Source organism: Mesorhizobium sp. URHB0026, assembly GCF_054059755.1.
Genome location: NZ_JBSSCN010000001.1, coordinates 5,073,322 through 5,092,126 on the forward strand (window position 1 = coordinate 5,073,322; position 18,805 = coordinate 5,092,126).

The 18,805-nt window shown below is 62.6% G+C and carries 14 protein-coding genes and 1 other RNA gene; 3 read left to right on the forward strand and 12 right to left on the reverse strand.

Annotation, left to right across the window (positions count from 1 at the left end; translation table 11 throughout):
- Nucleotides 1-2 precede the first annotated feature (2 nt).
- The 7 genes from mraY to mraZ are packed head-to-tail and all read right to left on the reverse strand — an operon-like array spanning nt 3 to nt 7,673.
- Nucleotides 3-1,085: a phospho-N-acetylmuramoyl-pentapeptide-transferase gene (mraY, locus tag ACVWWD_RS24985; RefSeq protein WP_023769662.1), complete on the reverse strand. Its 1,083-nt coding sequence runs from the start codon at nt 1,083-1,085 to the stop codon at nt 3-5.
- Between the two features lie 17 nt (nt 1,086-1,102).
- Complete coding sequence (locus ACVWWD_RS24990) at nt 1,103-2,560, reverse strand: UDP-N-acetylmuramoylalanyl-D-glutamyl-2,6-diaminopimelate--D-alanyl-D-alanine ligase (protein WP_352548580.1); 1,458 nt, start codon at nt 2,558-2,560, stop codon at nt 1,103-1,105.
- Nucleotides 2,557-4,011, reverse strand: coding sequence for a UDP-N-acetylmuramoyl-L-alanyl-D-glutamate--2,6-diaminopimelate ligase (locus ACVWWD_RS24995; RefSeq protein WP_457103473.1), 1,455 nt, complete (start codon nt 4,009-4,011; stop codon nt 2,557-2,559). The genes ACVWWD_RS24990 and ACVWWD_RS24995 overlap by 4 nt, the downstream gene beginning before the upstream one ends.
- Nucleotides 4,012-4,065: 54 nt before the next feature.
- Nucleotides 4,066-5,790, reverse strand: coding sequence for a peptidoglycan D,D-transpeptidase FtsI family protein (locus tag ACVWWD_RS25000; RefSeq protein WP_352575683.1), 1,725 nt, complete (start codon nt 5,788-5,790; stop codon nt 4,066-4,068).
- Nucleotides 5,787-6,182: a cell division protein FtsL gene (gene ftsL / locus ACVWWD_RS25005; RefSeq protein ID WP_023769658.1), complete on the reverse strand. Its 396-nt coding sequence runs from the start codon at nt 6,180-6,182 to the stop codon at nt 5,787-5,789. Before ftsL ends, ACVWWD_RS25000 begins: the two co-directional genes overlap by 4 nt.
- Before the next feature lie 4 nt (nt 6,183-6,186).
- On the reverse strand, nt 6,187-7,203 hold the full coding sequence (gene rsmH, locus ACVWWD_RS25010) for a 16S rRNA (cytosine(1402)-N(4))-methyltransferase RsmH (protein ID WP_352575685.1): 1,017 nt from the start codon (nt 7,201-7,203) through the stop codon (nt 6,187-6,189).
- Nucleotides 7,200-7,673 (reverse strand): division/cell wall cluster transcriptional repressor MraZ, encoded by a 474-nt coding sequence (gene mraZ / locus ACVWWD_RS25015; protein WP_352548570.1) that lies wholly within the window; start codon nt 7,671-7,673, stop codon nt 7,200-7,202. Before mraZ ends, rsmH begins: the two co-directional genes overlap by 4 nt.
- A gap of 409 nt (nt 7,674-8,082) precedes the next feature.
- Here mraZ and ACVWWD_RS25020 point away from each other — a divergent pair, with 409 nt between their 5' ends.
- A complete protein-coding gene (locus tag ACVWWD_RS25020) occupies nt 8,083-9,198 on the forward strand; it encodes a cystathionine gamma-lyase (protein WP_023769655.1) in 1,116 nt (371 codons plus the stop codon).
- A gap of 190 nt (nt 9,199-9,388) precedes the next feature.
- On the opposite strand, the gene rnpB is transcribed toward ACVWWD_RS25020, so the two are convergent.
- The 5 genes from rnpB to ACVWWD_RS25045 all read right to left on the reverse strand — a co-directional run bounded on the left by rnpB (nt 9,389) and on the right by ACVWWD_RS25045 (nt 12,660).
- Nucleotides 9,389-9,788, reverse strand: an RNA gene (gene rnpB / locus ACVWWD_RS25025) — RNase P RNA component class A.
- Nucleotides 9,789-9,853: 65 nt separating this feature from the next.
- Nucleotides 9,854-10,603, reverse strand: a complete 750-nt coding sequence (locus tag ACVWWD_RS25030; protein WP_352553238.1) for a lytic transglycosylase domain-containing protein — start codon at nt 10,601-10,603, stop codon at nt 9,854-9,856.
- A 211-nt stretch (nt 10,604-10,814) separates the two neighbouring features.
- Nucleotides 10,815-11,570, reverse strand: a complete 756-nt coding sequence (locus tag ACVWWD_RS25035) for a peptidoglycan recognition protein family protein (protein WP_352553240.1) — start codon at nt 11,568-11,570, stop codon at nt 10,815-10,817.
- Nucleotides 11,567-12,286, reverse strand: coding sequence for a TerB family tellurite resistance protein (locus tag ACVWWD_RS25040; RefSeq protein ID WP_457103474.1), 720 nt, complete (start codon nt 12,284-12,286; stop codon nt 11,567-11,569). Before ACVWWD_RS25040 ends, ACVWWD_RS25035 begins: the two co-directional genes overlap by 4 nt.
- 161 nt (nt 12,287-12,447) lie before the next feature.
- A complete protein-coding gene (locus ACVWWD_RS25045) occupies nt 12,448-12,660 on the reverse strand; it encodes a hypothetical protein (RefSeq protein ID WP_023769649.1) in 213 nt (70 codons plus the stop codon).
- A 184-nt stretch (nt 12,661-12,844) separates the two neighbouring features.
- Here ACVWWD_RS25045 and ACVWWD_RS25050 point away from each other — a divergent pair, with 184 nt between their 5' ends.
- Both ACVWWD_RS25050 and ACVWWD_RS25055 read left to right on the forward strand, forming a co-directional pair.
- On the forward strand, nt 12,845-16,477 hold the full coding sequence (locus ACVWWD_RS25050; RefSeq protein ID WP_352553243.1) for a hydantoinase B/oxoprolinase family protein: 3,633 nt from the start codon (nt 12,845-12,847) through the stop codon (nt 16,475-16,477).
- An 820-nt stretch (nt 16,478-17,297) separates the two neighbouring features.
- Complete coding sequence (locus ACVWWD_RS25055) at nt 17,298-18,494, forward strand: acyltransferase family protein (protein WP_352553245.1); 1,197 nt, start codon at nt 17,298-17,300, stop codon at nt 18,492-18,494.
- Nucleotides 18,495-18,805 lie beyond the last annotated feature (311 nt).

Sequence of the window (18,805 nt, forward strand, 5' to 3'; positions counted from 1 at the left end):
GCCTATCTGAGCTTGAGAGTGGAAAGGCCGACCAGCGCCAGGATGACGGCGATGATCCAGAAGCGGATCACCACCTGGCTTTCGGTCCAGCCGAGCTTTTCGAAATGATGGTGGATCGGCGCCATCAGGAACACGCGCTTGCCGGTCATCTTGAAGTAGCCGACCTGGATGATGACCGAGAGAATCTCGACCACGAACAGGCCGCCGACGATGACGAGCACGATCTCGTGCTTGGTGGCGACGGCGACCGTGCCGATCAGGCCGCCCATGGCCAGCGATCCGGTGTCACCCATGAAGATCGCCGCGGGCGGCGCGTTGAACCAGAGGAAGCCGAGGCCGGCGCCGATGACCGCGCCAAGCACGACCGCCAGTTCACCTGTGCCGGGCACGAAATGGATCTGCAGATATTCGGCGAAAACCGCGTTGCCCGAGAGATAGGCGATAACGCCGAAGGACGCCGCCGCGATCATGATCGGCACGATCGCCAGGCCGTCGAGGCCATCTGTCAGGTTCACCGCATTGCCGGCGCCGACGATGACGAAGCAGGAGAACGGAACGAAGAACCAGCCTAGGTTGATGATGAATTCCTTGGCGAAGGGGAATGTCAGCGACGACGAGAACGGCGCCTGGCCATTGTGCATGATCGCCCAGGCGGCGATGCCGGCGATAGCGAATTCCAACGCAAGCCGCGCCTTGCCGGAGAAGCCGAGATGCGACTGCTTCGTCACTTTCAGATAGTCGTCATAAAAGCCGATCGAGCCGAAGCCGAGCGTCACCAAAAGCACCACCCAGACATAGATGCTGGACAGGTTCGCCCACAAAAGCGACGAGCCGATGATGCCGGACAGGATCATCAGTCCACCCATGGTCGGCGTGCCTGCCTTCTTGAAATGGGTCTGCGGCCCGTCGGCCCGGATCGGTTGGCCCTTGCCTTGCCTGAGCCGCAGCGAATTGATGATGGTCGGCCCGAAGATGAAGACGATCAGCGCGGAGGTGATCAGCGCCCCGCCGGTGCGGAACGTGATGTAGCGGAAGACATTGAAGACAGAGACCTTGTCCGCGAAATCGACCAGCAGTGTGAACATGCGCTTTCGTCCCCCGACTAGGTCTGGTTGCTTGTTGTCGTTTCAGCCGGGAATTTGCCCAGCAGCGCATCGACCAGTTTTGCAAAACCGATGCCCTTCGACGATTTGATCATCACCACGTCGCCCGGCTTCAGCGCGGCGAGCAGCACCGGCTTCAACTCCTCGACGCCTGCGCGGTATTCCGTCCTGATATCGTCCGGCAGCGCTTCCGCCAGCGACCGCATTTCCGGGCCACCGAGAAAGACCGTCCGGGTGCCCGTGCCGACGATGAGATCGGCAAGAGCGGCATGCAGCTTGGCCGAGTGATCGCCGAGTTCGAGCATGTCGCCAAGCACGGCGATGCGCCTGCCCTCGCCCGTCACGGGAGTCGCGTTGAGCAGCGCCATCGCGGCCGCCATCGAGGCCGGATTGGCGTTGTAGCTCTCGTCGATCAGCGTGATCGAGCCACCTGCCTGGCCCGAAATCGGGCTCCCGGGATGCCTTAGCACGTGGCGCTTGCCGCGCCCGCGCTCGGCCGAAAGATCGGCCAGCGCCAATGCAACCTTGTCGAGATCGGCGCCAACCAGATGCGCGGCGCCGAGCACCGCCAGCACGTTCTGCACCATGTGCCGGCCGGGCGCGCCGATACGGGCGATCATATCGTGGCCGCTGATCCTGGCGGCGATGTCGGAATGGTCGGCATGCAACTCACACTTGACCAGCTTGAAGGTCGAGCGCGCATTCTCGCCGAAGCCATGGATATGCTCGACGCCGGCAGCCCGTGCCATCTTGTCCAGCAGCTTGAAACGCGCATCGTCGCGGTTGAGGACGGCAGCACCATCGGGCTCAAGGCCCTCGAAAATCTCGGCCTTGGCCTGGGCGATCTCGTCCAGGTTGCGGAAGAAGCCAAGATGCGCGGCCGCGATCATGGTGACGATGGCGACATGCGGCCGCACCATCTTCACCAGCGGCCGGATCTCGTTGGGGTGGTTCATGCCGATCTCGAACACGGCATAATCGCAATCGGCGGGCATGCGCGCCAAGGTCAGCGGGACACCCCAATGATTGTTGAAGGACTGCGCCGAGGCATGCACCTTGCCGACGGCCGAAAGCACGTGGCGCAGCGCCTCCTTGGTCGTGGTCTTGCCCGCCGAGCCGGTCACCGCGACGATCTTGGCTTGCGAGCGGGCGCGTGCCGCGACACCTAGCTTTTCCAGCGCGACCAGGACGTCGTCGACGACAATGATTGGCGCGGTCAACCGACCAAGTGAGGGCAGCTTGCCTTCTGCCACCACCAGCACGCCGGCGCCGGCCTTGATTGCCGCGGTGACGAAGTCATGGCCGTCCATCGCCTCGCCCTTGATGGCAAAGAAAGCGTCGCCCGGCTGCAGGCTGCGGCTATCGATCGAAATGCCCGATATACCTTCGGGCATGGGGCCGAGCGGCCGCCCGTCCGTGGCGGCAACCAGCGCTTCCGACGTCCACAGCAAGCTCATGCGGCATGCTCCCGGAGCGCGGTGCGCACTTCCTCGTGGTCGGAGAAATGCAGGGTTTCCGAGCCGATCGTCTGGCCTTCCTCATGGCCCTTGCCGGCCACGATCAGTGTGTCGCCGGCATGCAGCATGGCGACAGCCTCGTGGATAGCCTTGCGCCGGTCGCCGATCTCCATGGCGCCGGGCGCGGCCTCAAGAATGGCGGCGCGGATGGTTTCGGGCACTTCCGAGCGCGGATTGTCGTCGGTGACGATGACGACATCGGCAAGCCGTGTCGCGATCTCGCCCATGATAGGTCGTTTGCCACGATCGCGGTCGCCGCCGCAGCCGAAGACCACCATGACACGGCCGGTGGTGAACGGACGCACCGAGGCCAGCACGTTTTCGAGCGCGTCGGGCTTGTGCGCGTAATCGACATAGACCGGCGCGCCGCTCGCCGTGGTGCCGACGAGATCGAGCCGGCCCGGCGCGCCTTTCAATTTCTGCAATGCCGCCAAGGCTTTGGTGACAGGCATTCCAGTGGAAATGGCAAGCCCCGCCGAAACCAGCGCATTCGCAATCTGGAAATCGCCAGCGAGCGGCAGGTCGATCTCGTGGATCACACCGTCGGCCTCGACCTCGGCACGCTGGCGATGACGCTCATGCTCGACCCGCTTCAGCCTGAGGAAATCGCCATGGCGGCCGACCGTCAGCACGTCGAGCCTGGCGGCCCGCGCTGCCCTTATCGTCGGTTCGGACCACGGATCGTCGGCGAAGACGATGGCGGGGGCGCGCTTCGGCAGCAGCGTATCGAACAGGCGCAATTTGGCGCGATGATAATCCTCGATCGTCGGATGGTAATCCATGTGGTCGCGGCCGAGATTGGTGAAGCCCCCGGCCGAGAGCTTCACCCCATCGAGGCGGCGCTGGTCGAGACCGTGGCTGGAGGCCTCCATCGAGGCGTGGGTAACGCCGGCATCGGCCAATTCCCTGAGCAACCGGTGCAGGGCGACCGGATCGGGTGTCGTCAGCGAACCATATTCGTTGCGGCCGGGCGCGACCACGCCAGTGGTCCCGATCGAGGCGGCGGCGTATCCCGCCTGTTCCCAAATCTGCCTGGTGAAGGCGGCGACCGAGGTTTTGCCGCTGGTGCCTGTAACCGCGACCATGGTTTGCGGCTGTTTGCCGAAGTAGCGGGCGGCACTCAACGCCAGCGCTAGGCGCGGATCCTCGACCGCCAGCACCGGAACCGGCAAATCGGCAAGGGCGCTGCCTTTACCCACGACGATAATGGCGGCGCCACGCCGGGCCGCGTCGGCGGCGTAGCTCGCGCCATCGGCCTTGGTTCCGGCAAGCGCGAAAAAGACGACGCCCGGTTTTACCTGGCGGGAATCGGACGAGATGCCGGTAACCTCCAGATCGGCGGAAGCTGTTCCTTCGACTGGCAGGATACCGGCTAGATCTTTGAGCTTCATCGAGTCCCGTTCACCGCAACAAAATAGCGCGCAGTTGCCGGCGCGCCCTAAGAATCACTGATAGGAAACCAGCGTTGCACCATTTTCATGGCTGAAATCTGGCTTCACGCCAAGCATGGCCGCTGAACGCCTGATGATATTGCCGGCCATAACCCCGGCATTGTTGGCGGCGACGTCGGTCATCCCAGGCTTTTCCGGATGCGGGGCGTCGGCGATCGTGAACACCAGATATTGCGGATCGTCCATCGGAAAGGCGGCGACAAAGGTGTTGAAATTCAACTCCTTCGAGTAACGGCCGTTGATGACCTTCTCGGCCGTGCCGGTCTTGCCGCCGACGCGGTAGCCGGGAACGCGGGCGTTTCTGGCCGAACCCTTCTCGGCGTTGAGCGAATAGAGGTAGCGCATGCCCTCGACAGTCTTTTCGGTAACCACTTTCTTGGCCGCCGCCATCGCGTCCTCTTGGCTGCGGACCAGGAATGTCGGCTGCATAAGGAAGCCGCCATTGACCAGCGCCGCGCAGCCGACAGCCGCTTGCAGCGGCGTCGTCGACACGCCATGGCCAAAGGCGATGGTGAACGAATTGACCTGTTTCCAGACTTTCGGTTCGGTCGGGCGGGCGACTTCAGGCAGTTCGGTCTGCATCTTCTCCAGGATGCCGAGGCGATGCAGGAATTCGCGGTGCGCCTCGATGCCGACCAGCTCTGCTTCCCTGGCCGATCCGATGTTGGACGAATAGAGGAACACCTCCGGCAACGACAGCACACGGTTCTTGCCGTGGAAATCGTGGATGGCCTGGTGGCCGACGCGGATTGGATGCGAAGCGTCGAAGCGGCTCGACATCGTCGCCTTGCCGGAATCGAGCGCCATGGCCGAGGTGAAGCTCTTGAACGTCGAGCCCATTTCATAGAGCCCCGCCGACATCCGGTTGAGCCGGTCCTTGTCCTGCGCATTGTAGGGGTTGTTCGGATCGAAATCCGGCACCGAGGCCATGGCCACCACTTCGCCGGTCTTGACGTTGAGCACGACAGCGCCCGCGCCCATGGCGCGATAGCGTTCCAGGCCGGCGGCGATCTCGTCGCGCACCACATGCTGGATGCGCAGGTCGATCGAAAGCTTCACCGGCCTGAGATCCTTCGCCACCGCCAGGCCCGACGCCTGCAGGTCGCTCAGGCCCTGCTCATCGATATATTTCTCCATGCCGGAGATGCCCTGGTTGTCGATGTTGGTCAGGCCGACAACGTAGGACGAGGTTTCGCCGCTTGGATAGAAACGGCGCTTTTCGGTGCGGAAGCCAAAACCGGGAATGCCGAGCTGCATGATGTCGGCCTGCTGCTTAGGCGTCAGCTGCCGCTGCAGCCAGACGAAGCCGGCGCCGCTCTTCAGCTTGTGATAGGTCTGCTCGTAGTCGATTTCGGGCAGCACCGTCGACAGCTTCTCGATCGCCTCGTCGGCATCGACGATGCGGCGCGGCTCGGCGAACAGCGACGCCGTCTTGATGTCGGTGGCCAGCACTTCGCCGTTGCGGTCGACAATGTCAGGCCGCGAGGCGGTCACCCGGCTCTGCGGGCCGCCCGACAGGTCGGGTGTCTGGAAACCGAGATAGACCAGCCGCCCCGATATGGTCGAGAAGATGCCGAAGAACACCGCCATCGTCATCACGATGCGCGCCTTGCCCTTGCCGCCAGTCGCCTTGCGGGCGCCTTCGACCACGATCGATCTTTCCTCGCCCGTCCTGGCGCGGCTTACCGACGCGAAGCGCTTCAGCAGTTTGCCGATCATTGGGCAATATCTCCGGTCACGACGGGATCCTTGTCGCCTGAAGGCGCCTTGTCGGAATTGTCGGCCATGGCGCCCTGGCGCCCGTTCAGGATGTCCTGGATATCGAGGGCCTTGGCCGGCAGGTCGCCCAGGCCCACGATCTGGCGGGCACTGACCGGCTCCAGCGCGAGCTGCGCTTTATAGAGTTCGGCCAGCTTCTGCAGGCGCGACGGCTGGGTGAGCAGGCTCCAGTCGGCTTTGAGCAGGTCGATCGTGTCCTCCTCGTAACGTATCTCAGCGTGGATCTTCTGCACGGCCGCCAACTGGTCCTCGGCCTCGCGCTTGGCCTTGTAGGTCAGGGCGGCCGCCGAAACCATGACGGCGATCAGGACTATGTCGCTGGTACGAAACACGTGCTTACCTCTCCCCCGGCCGGTCGATGCCGGGAAGCTTTGGAAGGCCGAAAATCGAAAAATCGTCGCCCCGCGCCGGAGCCTCGGTGCGGATCGCGGCACGCAGCCTGGCCGAGCGGGCGCGTGGGTTGGCCGCAACCTCGGCGTCGCCTGCGGTCACCCCGCCACCAGCCTTGCGGAATGTCGCGGTGCGCGCCTGCGCCTCCGGCATGTGGCGCGAGCCGGTCATGGTGTCGGCGCGGTCGGCGATGAAGCGCTTGACGATACGGTCTTCCAGTGAATGGAACGTCACCACGGCGAGTCGTCCACCAGGCTTCAGCACGCGTTCGGCCGCGAACAGCGCCCTGGTCAGTTCGCCGAGCTCGTCATTGACGAAGATGCGTAGCGCCTGGAAGACGCGGGTCGCCGGATGAATCTTGTCCTTCGGCGCGCGTCCGATATGGGTTTCGATCGCATCGGCGAGTTCCAGCGTGCGCTCGAATGGCCGTTTTTCCCGGCGCGCCTCGATCATGCGGGCGATGCGGCCGGCGTGACGCTCTTCGCCGAGGAAGCCGAAGATGCGGGCAAGGTCGCCCGGCTTGAAACTGTTGACGACATCGGCAGCACTCAGGCCCGCCTGCGCCATGCGCATGTCGAGCGGTCCGTCGCTGCGGAAGGAAAAGCCACGCTCGGCCTGGTCGAGTTGCATGGAGGAAACGCCGATGTCGAGCACGACGCCATCGGCGCTTTCGACCTTGTCGTCGAGCGTCGAGAATGGCGCCTGCACCAGCTTCAGCCGGCCGCCGGATTGCGCCTCGAGGTCGCGCCCGGCCGCGATCGCATCTGGATCGCGGTCTATGGCAATCACGGACGCGCCCGTCGCCAGGATGGCCTTGGTGTAGCCGCCGGCGCCGAACGTGCCGTCGATGACGATGTCGCCCTCCGCCGGCGCCAGCGCTTCCAGCACTTCGCCAAGCAGGACCGGAATGTGGCGGACCGATCCGCCAACGGCGTTGACATCATCGCCGTGGTCCACCGTCATTCCGGTCGCTCCCCAGCCTTGGCCTCGTGAGCCTTCGTCCCCTGCCGAAGCTGCAAAAGCCTGGCACGCGCCTGCGCCCCATAGGTCGCTAGCCGTCCCGGCTCCCAGATCTGAAAGAAATTGCCGCGCCCGACAAAGGCCACCTCTGCGGAGATGCCGGTATGTTCGCGAATGAAATCGGTCATGGTGATGCGGCCGTCCTGGTCGAGTTTCAGGAACGCTCCGTCGCCATGGCAGAAGAACGACATGTCGTCCGCGGTCCGCAGGAACGGGTCTTCCTGCGCGATGCGTTGCTCGTAGCGGTCGAGCAGATCGAGCCCGCCGACATCCATCGCAGGCAGGTCCAGGCAACGCAACGCGTAGAGTTCCGAATAGCCGCGCTTCTGCACCACGGCACGGAAATGCGCCGGCACGGACACCCGCCCCTTCGCATCGATCCTGCTCACCGTGTTCGACAGAAACCGGTCCATCACACGTTGCGGCCGCCTGCGCGGCCGCACCCCTCTTCATCGTGTCGTACGCGCCACCGCAGCGCTGCGTCTGCCCCGCACCAACCCCGTCCACACGGGCGAAAATCCGCAAACGCGCAGCCGCCGCGGCTGCCCGATTGGCGTACGCTTTACCCTGACGCGGAACGAAGGCTTTGATGTCGAAATGGGATACCATGGGGCACTATGGGCGTCAACGGGAATAGGGCTTCGCAACCATGCGCATCACACCGATGAGAAAGGCTGTGACGGCACGATTCGTCTTTATGGTCTATTAAGCCTAACGAACCGTTTAGAGCCTCGCTGGTCCAACTGGAGATGCCTTGCCGCGAGCCGCGGCCGGGCATAGCGTCTCCCCCATCTCACCGATCGCCAAGGGATTTGAAACTCGATGTCTGAAACTGCCAAATCGCGCGCCGCGGCCCTTCCCCATTTGCGTCGCAGCGGGTTTGCCATGGGCGATTCCATTCCCCTGCCACTGACCATGGCCGCCATCTTTCATGCACCGGGCGATGCCACCGGCTTCAATCAGTACGGCCGTTTCAGCAACCCGACATGGGATGCCGTCGAACACATGTTGTCCCATTTGGAAGACGCGCCCTGCGTCGGTTTTCCCTCGGGAATGGCAGCGATCTCGGCGGCATTCTTTGCCGTGCTCAAGGCCGGCGACCATGTCCTGCTGCCTTCGGACGGCTATCACACCACCAGGGCGCTGGCTGATCGCTTCCTGAAACCGCTCGGCGTCTCCTACGATGTGCGGCCGACATCGACTTTCCTCGACGGCGGTTTTGCGGGCTACCGCCTGGCCTTCGTCGAAACGCCGGCCAATCCGGGGCTGGACATCTGCGATATCGCCGCTGTCGCCGATGCCGTCCACAAGGCCGGCGCGCTGCTGGTGGTCGACAACACGACGATGACGCCCTTCGGCCAGCGTCCTCTCGATCACGGTGCCGATATCGTTGTCGCCGCCGACACCAAGGCACCCAATGGCCATTCCGACGTGCTGTTCGGACATGTTGCCAGCCGCAATGCGGATATCATCGCAGCCGTGACCGGCTGGCGCGAGGTCTCGGGCAGCATCCCCGGGCCGTTCGAAGCCTGGCTGGTGCATCGCGGCCTGGAAACATTGGATGTGCGCTTCGACCGCATGTGTTCGTCGGCGGAAGTGATCGCGCGGCGCCTGCAAGGCCATCGGGCGATCAACGGCTTGCGCTATCCCGGCCTGGAAGGCGATCCCTCGCACAATCTTGCCCGCGCCCAGATGGAGCGCTTCGGCTTCCTCATCTCCTTCGAACTTGCTTCGGAGCAGAAAGCCGAGGACTTCATCAACAATTGCGACCTGATGCAGGCCGCAACCTCCTTCGGCGGCGTCCACAGCTCGGCCGAACGGCGCTTGAAGCGAGGTGACGCGGTTCCGGCTGGGTTCGTTCGCCTGTCGGTCGGTTGTGAGCCGGTGGAAGAACTCTGGAAAGCGATCGAGGCCTCGCTGGACAGAATCAGCGACTGAACGGGCTGATCACGGCCCGAGGTCGTCGGCCTCGATGTTGCGATGGCCGTGCAGCACGCGAAGTATTCGATCACATCACCGCCGACCCGGTACAAGGTGAGATATTCGCCGACAATCAGATGGCGTATTCCCGGCGCTATGGCGCAACCTTCCGGTACCAAAGGGTTAATCCCAGGTGTCGTGGAGAGAAACTGCCAGCTGGCCTGTAAGCCGGGTTTTGTATGGCCCTCGCCCCTTGCGACGCGAGAACGTGGCGGCCATTCATCTTGGGCGCATGTTGCCATGCGCCTCACGCAACCTACCCGGACGGTGGGCCGGAAACAGCCCTCGAGGGTTTCCCCTCGCACCGCCCCTATTCGGTCTTGCTCCCGGTGGGGTTTACCGTGCCGCTCCTGTTGCCAGTCGCGCGGTGGGCTCTTACCCCACCCTTTCACCCTTACCCCGACAAAGTCGTGGCGGTTTGCTTTCTGTGGCACTTTCCCTGGGGTCGCCCCCGCCGGCCATTAACCGGCACCGTGTTTCCATGGAGCCCGGACTTTCCTCACCCGCGGCCTTTCGGCGTTTGCGGGTGCGGCCGCCCGGCCAGCTGGCAGGGCGTATAAAGGGGTTAACACCGCAAAACGCAACCGAAAAAGCCAGCCGTGGTCGGTTCTTATCAAGCCGGTGCCCCGACAGCCGCCAACTGAACCTTGACCTTACTGCAATAGGCCGCCGAAACCGGGTTCATGCGGGTGGCGCCATGGCCGGCATTGTATTTCAGGATGGTGCCGCAGGTCGTGCCGCCGCCGAGGTCGCGCGCCATGGCGAGATACTTCATGCCGTATTTGATGTTGGTGTCGGGATCGAACAGGCCCTTGGCCGACCCGCTGTAACCCATCATGCGCGCGGTTGCCGGCTTGATCTGCATCAGTCCGATCTCGCCGGCGCCGCCGACCATGTTCGGCCGGTAGTTGCTCTCGATCTTGATCACGGCCTGGGCCAGCGACGCCGGAACCCCGTAGGTCGCCGCGTATCGGCCGACAATCGCGGAATACTGGCCGCCGCTCGTCACCGCCTCGGTCGCCGCAGCGACGTTGCCGAGACCGATCGATGCCGTCGTCGTCATGTCCACGGTTTTGCGGCCGCGCTTTGCCTGCCTCTGGACGGAGGATTTCCCTGCTTTGGTCCAACTAGCCTTGGTCCCACTTGCCTTGGCCCAGCTTGCCTTTTCCACTTTCGCGGAAGCCTGCTTCGTCGTCGCCTTCGCACTCTTGCTGCTTTTGGCCGAAATGGCCTTGCCTTTGGCGGATGCCGCGACGAGACCCTGGTCGGCCCGTGGACTTAACGGCGCGGCGTCTGCCGCACTGAAGGCAAAACTCATTACCCCGGCAGCAAGAGCTGCCGTTAAACCAGTCAATTTCTGCATGTGATCCTGTTCTGTTGGGGCCACGCGAAGATGTTCGCGTGGCATCGCTTGATCAATATCGGAACACCCGGGGGATGGATGTCCGACAAACTGTACGAAACGCCCTTTGAAGCCCGATTTGGCGTCAATGAAGGCGAGGCAAGTCACTTTCAGTGACAGTTTGTAACTTTATGACTGGGAAGGATTACTTGGACCGGCTCTTGACCTGAGGTCAATTCCTCACGGAAGCAAGCAGTTTCTGCAGCGTGCGCATCGTCGAGCCGTCGGCGATTCCATCGATCCGGCGCGGTCGAAAATGCCGTTGAAAGGCCTCGACGACAATTCGTGTCCGGTCGTCGAAAACGCCCGATATCTCGACGCCATAGCCATAAAGCGACAGCATCGACTGCAGCGTCTCCACATCGGCACCGCGGTCACCGGGCTTCAGCGCGGCTCCGCGCCTGACGGGAGCGGCCGGCACCAGATGGCCGACGCCAGCCTCGAACAGTGCCGCCCAGGGGAACTTCTCGCCGGGATCGATCTTGCGCCCCGGCGCCACGTCGGAGTGCGCCAGCACCCGCTCGGCGGCGATCGCGTGCCGCGCGGCAATCCCCTTGCACAGCTCGATGACCACCGCGATCTGACGTTTCGGAAAGCCGGGATAGCCGAGTGAATGGCCGGGATTGACGATTTCGATGCCGACCGAGCAGGAATTGATGTCGGTGCGTCCGAACCAGGAACTCTGGCCGGCGTGCCACGCGCGATCGCTTTCCCGGACCATCTGCACGATGTGACCATTCTCGTGGACGAGATAATGCGACGAGACTTCACTCGCCGGGTCGCACAGCCAGGCTTCGGCCCCAGCGCCGGTTGCCATGCCCGTGTAGTGCAGCACAATCATGTCGGGCTTCTGCGCATCGCGCCTTGGCCCGAAATTCGGCGATACCCTGACCTCGGCGCTCGGCTCGTCGGGCAGGAAGCCACTCATGCGTGCCGCAGTCCCCGCTCGATCATCTCGTAGGCGGCGTTGATCGCCGCGACCCTGGTCGTCGCGATCTTGATGAATTCCTGCGGCAGCCCGCGCGCGATCAGCCTATCCGGGTGGTTGTCCGACACCAGCTTGCGATAGCGTTTCCTGACCTCCTCTAACGGCTTCCCCCGCTCGATGCCGAGGACGACATAGGGGTCGCCGGCACCAAGATTGACGTGCCGCGCCATGATCGATTCGTAGTGCGTCTCGTCGATACGGAAGATCTCGGCGATACGGTGCAGGAAGATGCCTTCGCGCTCATGCACCAGCCCATCGGCCTTGGCGATGTGGAACAGGCCGTCGAGTATGTCTTCCAGCATCACGCAATTGGAGTGCCCGGAGCCGCAGAGCTGCGCCATGCGCTCGGCATAGGTTTCGAAACCGGCGACGTCCCGCTGGGCCAGATCGAACAGCCGCGCGACGTTGCGCGTCTCCTTCGGCGGCACTTCGAAGATTTCCTGGAAGGCGCGCACCTCATCCTGGGTGACGATGCCATCTGCCTTGGCCATCTTGGCCGACAGCGCGATCATCGCCACAGAGAAGGCAATGCGGCGGCGCAGGTCTGCATCGCCGGAGAAAACCGTGCGCACAGCTTCGACCACGTCGGCGACGCCTGATGTGGTTGACGACGAAACCCGCGTGATGAAGTCGCCGAGGCGATCCCAAATCGACATGGCCAGCTTCATAGAGCCAACCGGTCCCCGCTATCAAGCCATTAACGGCCTCTCTTTTTCGGGCCCCTGACCAGAGACGATCGACGGTCCCGAGCGCGGTCTCCACGAGAAAAGGCCGGCATGAAGCCGGCCTTCCTCCCAAGACACTTACTGCTTACAAACTACTGCGCGGGCGCAGGAGCGGGCGTTGCCGGAGCCGGCTCGGCAGGCTTGGTCGAATTATCGGCCGGGGCCGCAGGCTTCATCGGCTGCTCGGCAACCGGCGGATTGGTGCTCTGCGTTGTGGTGTTGTCAGTGCCTTTGCCGCTGTCGCTGCAGGCCGCGACGCCCAGCAGGGCAAGGGCGGACACCGAAGCAAGAATGAGCTTTTTCATTACGTCTCTCCTTCAACACACGTTCACGTTGCGGTGAACGGTCGAAGGAGAAATGCTCTGGACGGCCACGGGTTTCATAACGTTGCGTTTCCGCCTGTAACATCAATGGCATGCAGGCGACATTGCTGCCGGCGCTTCGGCGCTTTAACAACGACTCCGGAAACGAAATACCGGAGACAGCCGCATGACCGCGAAATGGGATTTCTGGATCGATCGCGGCGGCACCTTCACCGATATTATCGGTCGCGACCCGCAAGGCGGGCTGCATCCGCGCAAGTTGTTATCGGAGAATCCTGAAGCCTATGCCGATGCGGCCATTCAGGGCATCCGCGACCTGCTCGACCTTGAAGCGGCCGCCGCGATCCCGTCCCGCCTGATCGGCGACATCAAGATGGGCACGACGGTGGCCACCAACGCCCTCCTGGAGCGCAAGGGCGACCGCGTGTTGTTGCTCATCACCAAGGGGTTTCGCGACGCGCTAGGGATTGCGTACCAGGCGCGACCGGACATTTTCGCCAAGGAGATCATCCTTCCCGAACAGCTTTATGAGCGCGTCATCGAGGTCGACGAGCGCGTGCTCGCCGACGGCTGCGTCGAACGGCTGCTCGACATATCAGCCTGCCGGCCGGCCATGGAACAAGCGAAAGCCGATGGCATCGACGCGGTGGCGATCGTCTTCATGCATGCCTGGAAATACCCCGATCACGAGAAGGCGGTGGCCAAGGTCTGCCGCAAGCTTGGTTTCGGCCAGGTCTCGGTCAGCCACGAGGTCTCGCCGTTGATCAAGCTGGTCGGCCGCGGCGACACCGCGGTGGTCGACGCCTATCTGTCACCAATCCTCTCCCGCTATGTGCAAAGGGTGGCGGGAGAGCTGGGTGCGGCGAGAGAAAACAACGGATTCCCCCGCCTGATGTTCATGATGTCTTCTGGCGGGCTCACCGCCGCCGACATGTTCCAGGGCAAGGACGCACTGCTGTCGGGCCCGGCCGGCGGCGTGGTCGGCATGGTCGAGACGGCGAAGCTCGCCGGTTTCGACAAGGTCATCGGCTTCGACATGGGCGGCACGTCCACCGACGTCGCCCACTATGACGGCGGGTATGAACGGGCCTTCGACACCGAAGTGGCTGGTGTGCGCGTCCGCGCGCCGATGATGCGCATCCACACGGTCGCCGCCGGCGGCGGCTCGATCCTGCACTACGAGGCCGGCCGTTTCCGCGTCGGACCGGACTCCGCGGGCGCCAATCCCGGCCCCGCCGCCTACCGGCGAGGCGGCCCGCTGGCGGTGACCGATGCCAATGTGATGCTCGGCAAGCTGCAGCCTGATTTCTTCCCGTCGATCTTCGGTTCCCGCCAGGACGCACCGCTCGACGCGGAAACCGTGCGTGCGAAATTCGCGGCACTTGCCACCGAGATCGGCGATGGCCGGCCGCCCGAATCGGTCGCCGAGGGCTTCGTCACCATCGCGGTCGAGAACATGGCCAATGCGATCAAGAAGATTTCCGTGCAGCGCGGCTACGACATCACCGAATATCTCCTGAACTGCTTCGGCGGCGCCGGCGGACAGCATGCGTGCCTGGTCGCGGACGCGCTTGGCATGGAGGCCGTGCTGATCCATCCCTTCTCCGGCCTGCTTTCGGCCTATGGCATCGGGCTGGCCTCGGTGTTCGCCTCGCGCCAGCAGGCGCTGCTCAAGCCGCTCGCCGAAGAGTCCATAACGGAGATTGGCGACCTCATCGCCACCTTGAAAAAGGCCGTTATCGCGGAGCTGGCGGCGCAAGGCATCGCCGAGGCCACGGTTGCCACCAGGCCGGTGCTGCACATTCGCTATGACGGCACCGACACGACCCTCCCGGTGAATTTTGAGAACGATTCGATTTTCCAGGCAAAGCGCGATTTCGAAATCGCCCACAAAGCGCAATTCGGTTTCGTCTATGACGCCAAACCGATGATGGTCGAGACCGTCGGCGTCGAGGGCACCGAAACCGGCCAGACCAGCGCCGAGGCCCATGCGCCTGCCGGACCGGCAACGATCCATCCAGCCGCTTCCGAAACCCGGCGTATCTACACGGAGGGCCAGTGGCATGAAGCTGGCGTCTACCGTCGCGAGACCCTGGGACCGTCCAATCTGGTCGCCGGCCCCGCTTTGATCATCGAGCCGAACCAGACCATCGTCGTCGAGCCGGGCTGGCGGGCCGAAATCACCGACCTCAATCACGTCGTCATACGCCGCACGAAAAAGAAAACGCGCGCCGCTGCCCTGGGCACGCAAGCCGATCCGGTGATGCTCGAAGTCTTCAACAATCTCTTCATGTCGATCGCCGAGCAGATGGGCGTGACGCTGCAGAACACCGCCTATTCCGTCAACATCAAGGAAAGGCTGGATTTTTCCTGCGCCGTCTTCGACCACACCGGGGCGCTGGTCGCCAACGCGCCGCACATGCCGGTGCATCTCGGCTCCATGGATCGTTCGGTCGAAACCATCATCCGGCTGAACTCCAGCGACATCCATCCCGGGGACGTCTTTGCCTTGAATGCCCCCTATAATGGCGGCACGCATCTACCCGACATCACCGTGGTGACACCGGTGTTCGACGACATCAGGAAAAACATCCTCTTCTGGGCGGCCTCGCGCGGCCACCATGCCGACATTGGCGGCACCGCCCCGGGCTCGATGACGCCGCTCGCCACCACGGTCGACGAGGAAGGCGTTCTGTTCGACAACTTCCGTATCGTCGACCGTAGAAAATTCCGCGAGACGGAGTTGCATACGCTGCTCACCGATCATCGCTACCCCGCCCGCAACCCGCACCAGAACATCGCCGACCTCAAGGCACAGATTGCCGCCAACGAGAAGGGCGTCGCCGAACTGCGCAAGATGGTCTCCCATTTCGGACTCGACGTCGTCGAGGCCTATATGGGCCATGTCCAGGACAATGCCGCCGAGAGCGTGCGCCGCGTGCTGGAGCGGCTGCCGGACACGTCGGAATATGAATATCCGACCGATACCGGCCAGGTCATCAAGGTGAAGATCACGGTCGACCGGCAAAAGCGCGAGGCGACCGTCGACTTCACCGGCACGTCGCCTGTCATGAAGAACAATTTCAACGCGCCCGAACCGGTCGCTCGGGCCGCCGTGCTCTACGCCTTCCGCGTCATGGTCGAGGACATGATCCCGATGAACGCCGGCTGCCTCAGGCCGATCAACATCGTCATTCCCGACGGCTGTATGCTGAAGCCGGCCTACCCTGCCGCCGTCGTCGCCGGCAATGTCGAGACCTCGCAGCACGTAACCAATGCGCTGTTCGGCGCCATGGGGGCGATGGCCAATGCGCAAGGCACGATGAACAACCTGACTTTCGGCAACAAGAAATACCAATATTACGAGACCATCTGTTCGGGCTCGCCGGCCGGCCATATGAACTCCGGCCGCGGCTTTGGCGGCACCTCCGGCGTGCACACCCATATGACCAATTCGCGCCTAACCGATCCGGAGGTGCTTGAACTGCGCTTCCCCGTGGTGCTGGAGGATTTTCACATTCGCCAGGGATCCGGCGGCAAGGGCAAATGGAACGCCGGCGACGGCACCAGACGCACCATCCGCTTCCTGGAGAAAATGGAATGCGCCATCCTCTCCTCGCACCGCAACCGGCCGCCGCAAGGGCTGGATGGGGGCGGCGACGGCGAGGTCGGCTCGACCAAGGTCCGCCGCAACGACGGCACGGTCGACGTGCTGAAAGCCTGCGACCAGACCGTGCTCGACGCTGGCGAGGCCGTCATCGTGACGACGCCGACGCCGGGCGGGTTTGGCAAGCTGTAAGGGCGACGTCAACTTGTAACGCGTAAGATCAGATGGCATTGGCGGGGTCGGGCCACGAAAAGGTGGGGACCGCCGGGAAACTGTGCGAGAAGCCCGGAAAACAAGAGGTTGACCGTATCGGCTGAGCTAGATAGCCAGAAAGCCAGAAGACGGCGGCGCAACTTCAGTTGGCACCAAAAAACCGGGCGGCGGCGCGACTCGCGCAAGATCGTTTGGGGGCGTTTGGCTTTCAGCACGACCCCCGATGGATCTGGCACCATCATCGAGCGTCTACGAATTGATAGGACTGGAGCGCTCATCATCGCGGCAACGCTCAAGTCATATTTGATGCCAACTCGCATCTGAACCAGCGATCTTACACGGTCTCGACCGTTCCTAGCGCATCTGCCGCTGGGCAGGTGATCTATGTTTCTAACGGCGCAGGGAACAAGCGCTTGCCATTAGCGATGGCACTAATTGACGCTGGCCTGACGGCGCTTCTGTTTCATAGAGAAGAATGGCTATGCCTAGTAAGGACGATTTTTTATATTGAGGAATTTCTCTGTCGAATCCGTCGAAAGGACGATGACCTACAGGGTGGCATGTCATCATTGGCGTCGAAGGCTTCCACCCAGTCGATCGCCCATACCCACCGATGGCAATCATGTCGTCGACACAAGCTGTCAAGCAGGGCTGGGACATTCCCGATATCCTCGCCGAGATCAACGCAGAAGTCATGCATGAACTTGAAAGCGAATGGGCCAGGTCGACAGCGCTTCAAATAAGCTGGACGGCGTCCAGGCAGAATTGCGAGATGCTCGCGATTACATCGATGCGTTAAATGCGCACCAGCAGATGCGCTGAAGCCGAGCACCGATTGACTGGTTCGACCGGGCGTGTGATCTCGATACCCATGCATTCAGCCAGAAAGCCATCGCGGATTGAGTGGATCGACTATGCTCGATTCTTCGCTGCCCTTATCGTCATGGGATATCACTATGGGGTCAACGGCATCCGAAACGGTAAACTGACCGGCCTTGAACCTTTCGATCGAGCCGCAGCAGTGCTTCAATACGGTTATCTCGGTGTGCCGCTATTTTTTATGATCAGCGGCTTCGTGATCATGTCATCTGCCAGCTCGGGTTCACCCCTCAAATTCGCGATCTCGCGCGTCTTCAGGCTCTGGCCGGCGTTCATCGTCAGCCTAACAGCGACATCAATCGTGCTCGCCATCTGGCCATCGCCTTTGATGCCCATATCTGTCGGGCAGTATCTGGTGAACCTTACGATGATCCCCACGACCTTCGGAGTACCCGTTGTTGACGGTGTTTACTGGACCTTGAAAACGGAGCTGATGTTCTATGCCGCAGTGCTTGTCGTCCTGTCGCTTCGGCTCATCGACTATGCCCAAGTGCTTGTTGAGGTCTGGATAATTTGGTTGCTAGTTTCGTTTGCGATGGGAAGCGGCCACGGGTTCCTGCAAAGCTATGATGCCTTCTTCGCCGCCGGGTGCACGTTTTTTTTCGTCTACCGAGACGGCCTCTCACCCAGGGCGGCGGTTGCAGCAGTGGCTTGTGTCGTTGTTGGGGTTCAGGTTGCCGAACTTCCGACTACTGATTTCATAAATGGGACCTATGGTCCGACCCTTTCGCACCAAGTCGTCATTGGCATTGTGGTAGCGTTTTTTGTGACATTCCTGGCAATGTGCGCATCCACGATCGGACTGAAAACACTGCCGTACGCGAGGCAGATCGGGGCATTGACCTATCCGATGTACTTGCTGCATGCCCACATCGGTTACACCCTCATGTCGAAGTTTGGGTCAGGCGGTCACCCCGTCGTTACGCTGATCACCATGGCAGCGGTCGTCTTGGTTACCAGCTGGCTCATTGCGCGCTTCGTCGAGCGCCCTGCTCAGCAATTCAGGCCGCTCGTCGAAAGGCTCCTTCTAAGACCACGAATTGCTACGGCGATGCCTGCCGCGCAAGCTCTAGATGAGGAACAGGTGCTCGGGTTAGTTCCCGAGAAGCGGGCCTAGATTGGCGTCCCGACCCGCCCGACAGCAGAAAGGGTTAACCGCCGCACCTGGCCCTTTCGGGCGCCGGACGGTGACTGATTCTCAAAAGCCTTCAAATGACCCTTCAACAGCCCTTAGAAAGCATCCTGCCAACCCGACCGGTGGCCAGCTATGTCCGCGCAAGCCGCCTGGCGGAGCGCCTAGGGCGCGTATCGCGGCGGTGCCGCACGAGATCTACGCCGAAGCCTTCGTCGGCATGGGCGGCGTGTTCTTTCGCCGCCGATCGCGGCCACGATTTTAAAGAGCGCTCGTCCGACAGCCTGGTGGGGGCG

Excerpts from the sequence above, each read along its gene's own strand:
- ACVWWD_RS25055 (WP_352553245.1), top strand. The coding sequence starts at position 17,298 with ATGCGCACCAGCAGATGCGCTGAAGCCGAGCACCGATTGACTGGTTCG.
- ACVWWD_RS25020 (WP_023769655.1), top strand. The coding sequence starts at position 8,083 with ATGTCTGAAACTGCCAAATCGCGCGCCGCGGCCCTTCCCCATTTGCGT.
- mraZ (WP_352548570.1), bottom strand. The coding sequence starts at position 7,673 with ATGGACCGGTTTCTGTCGAACACGGTGAGCAGGATCGATGCGAAGGGG.
- ACVWWD_RS25040 (WP_457103474.1), bottom strand. The coding sequence starts at position 12,286 with ATGTCGATTTGGGATCGCCTCGGCGACTTCATCACGCGGGTTTCGTCG.
- ACVWWD_RS25045 (WP_023769649.1), bottom strand. The coding sequence starts at position 12,660 with ATGAAAAAGCTCATTCTTGCTTCGGTGTCCGCCCTTGCCCTGCTGGGC.
- ACVWWD_RS25050 (WP_352553243.1), top strand. The coding sequence starts at position 12,845 with ATGACCGCGAAATGGGATTTCTGGATCGATCGCGGCGGCACCTTCACC.
- ACVWWD_RS25000 (WP_352575683.1), bottom strand. The coding sequence starts at position 5,790 with ATGATCGGCAAACTGCTGAAGCGCTTCGCGTCGGTAAGCCGCGCCAGG.
- rsmH (WP_352575685.1), bottom strand. The coding sequence starts at position 7,203 with ATGACGGTGGACCACGGCGATGATGTCAACGCCGTTGGCGGATCGGTC.
- ACVWWD_RS24990 (WP_352548580.1), bottom strand. The coding sequence starts at position 2,560 with ATGAGCTTGCTGTGGACGTCGGAAGCGCTGGTTGCCGCCACGGACGGG.
- ACVWWD_RS24995 (WP_457103473.1), bottom strand. The coding sequence starts at position 4,011 with ATGAAGCTCAAAGATCTAGCCGGTATCCTGCCAGTCGAAGGAACAGCT.
- ACVWWD_RS25030 (WP_352553238.1), bottom strand. The coding sequence starts at position 10,603 with ATGCAGAAATTGACTGGTTTAACGGCAGCTCTTGCTGCCGGGGTAATG.
- ACVWWD_RS25035 (WP_352553240.1), bottom strand. The coding sequence starts at position 11,570 with ATGAGTGGCTTCCTGCCCGACGAGCCGAGCGCCGAGGTCAGGGTATCG.
- mraY (WP_023769662.1), bottom strand. The coding sequence starts at position 1,085 with ATGTTCACACTGCTGGTCGATTTCGCGGACAAGGTCTCTGTCTTCAAT.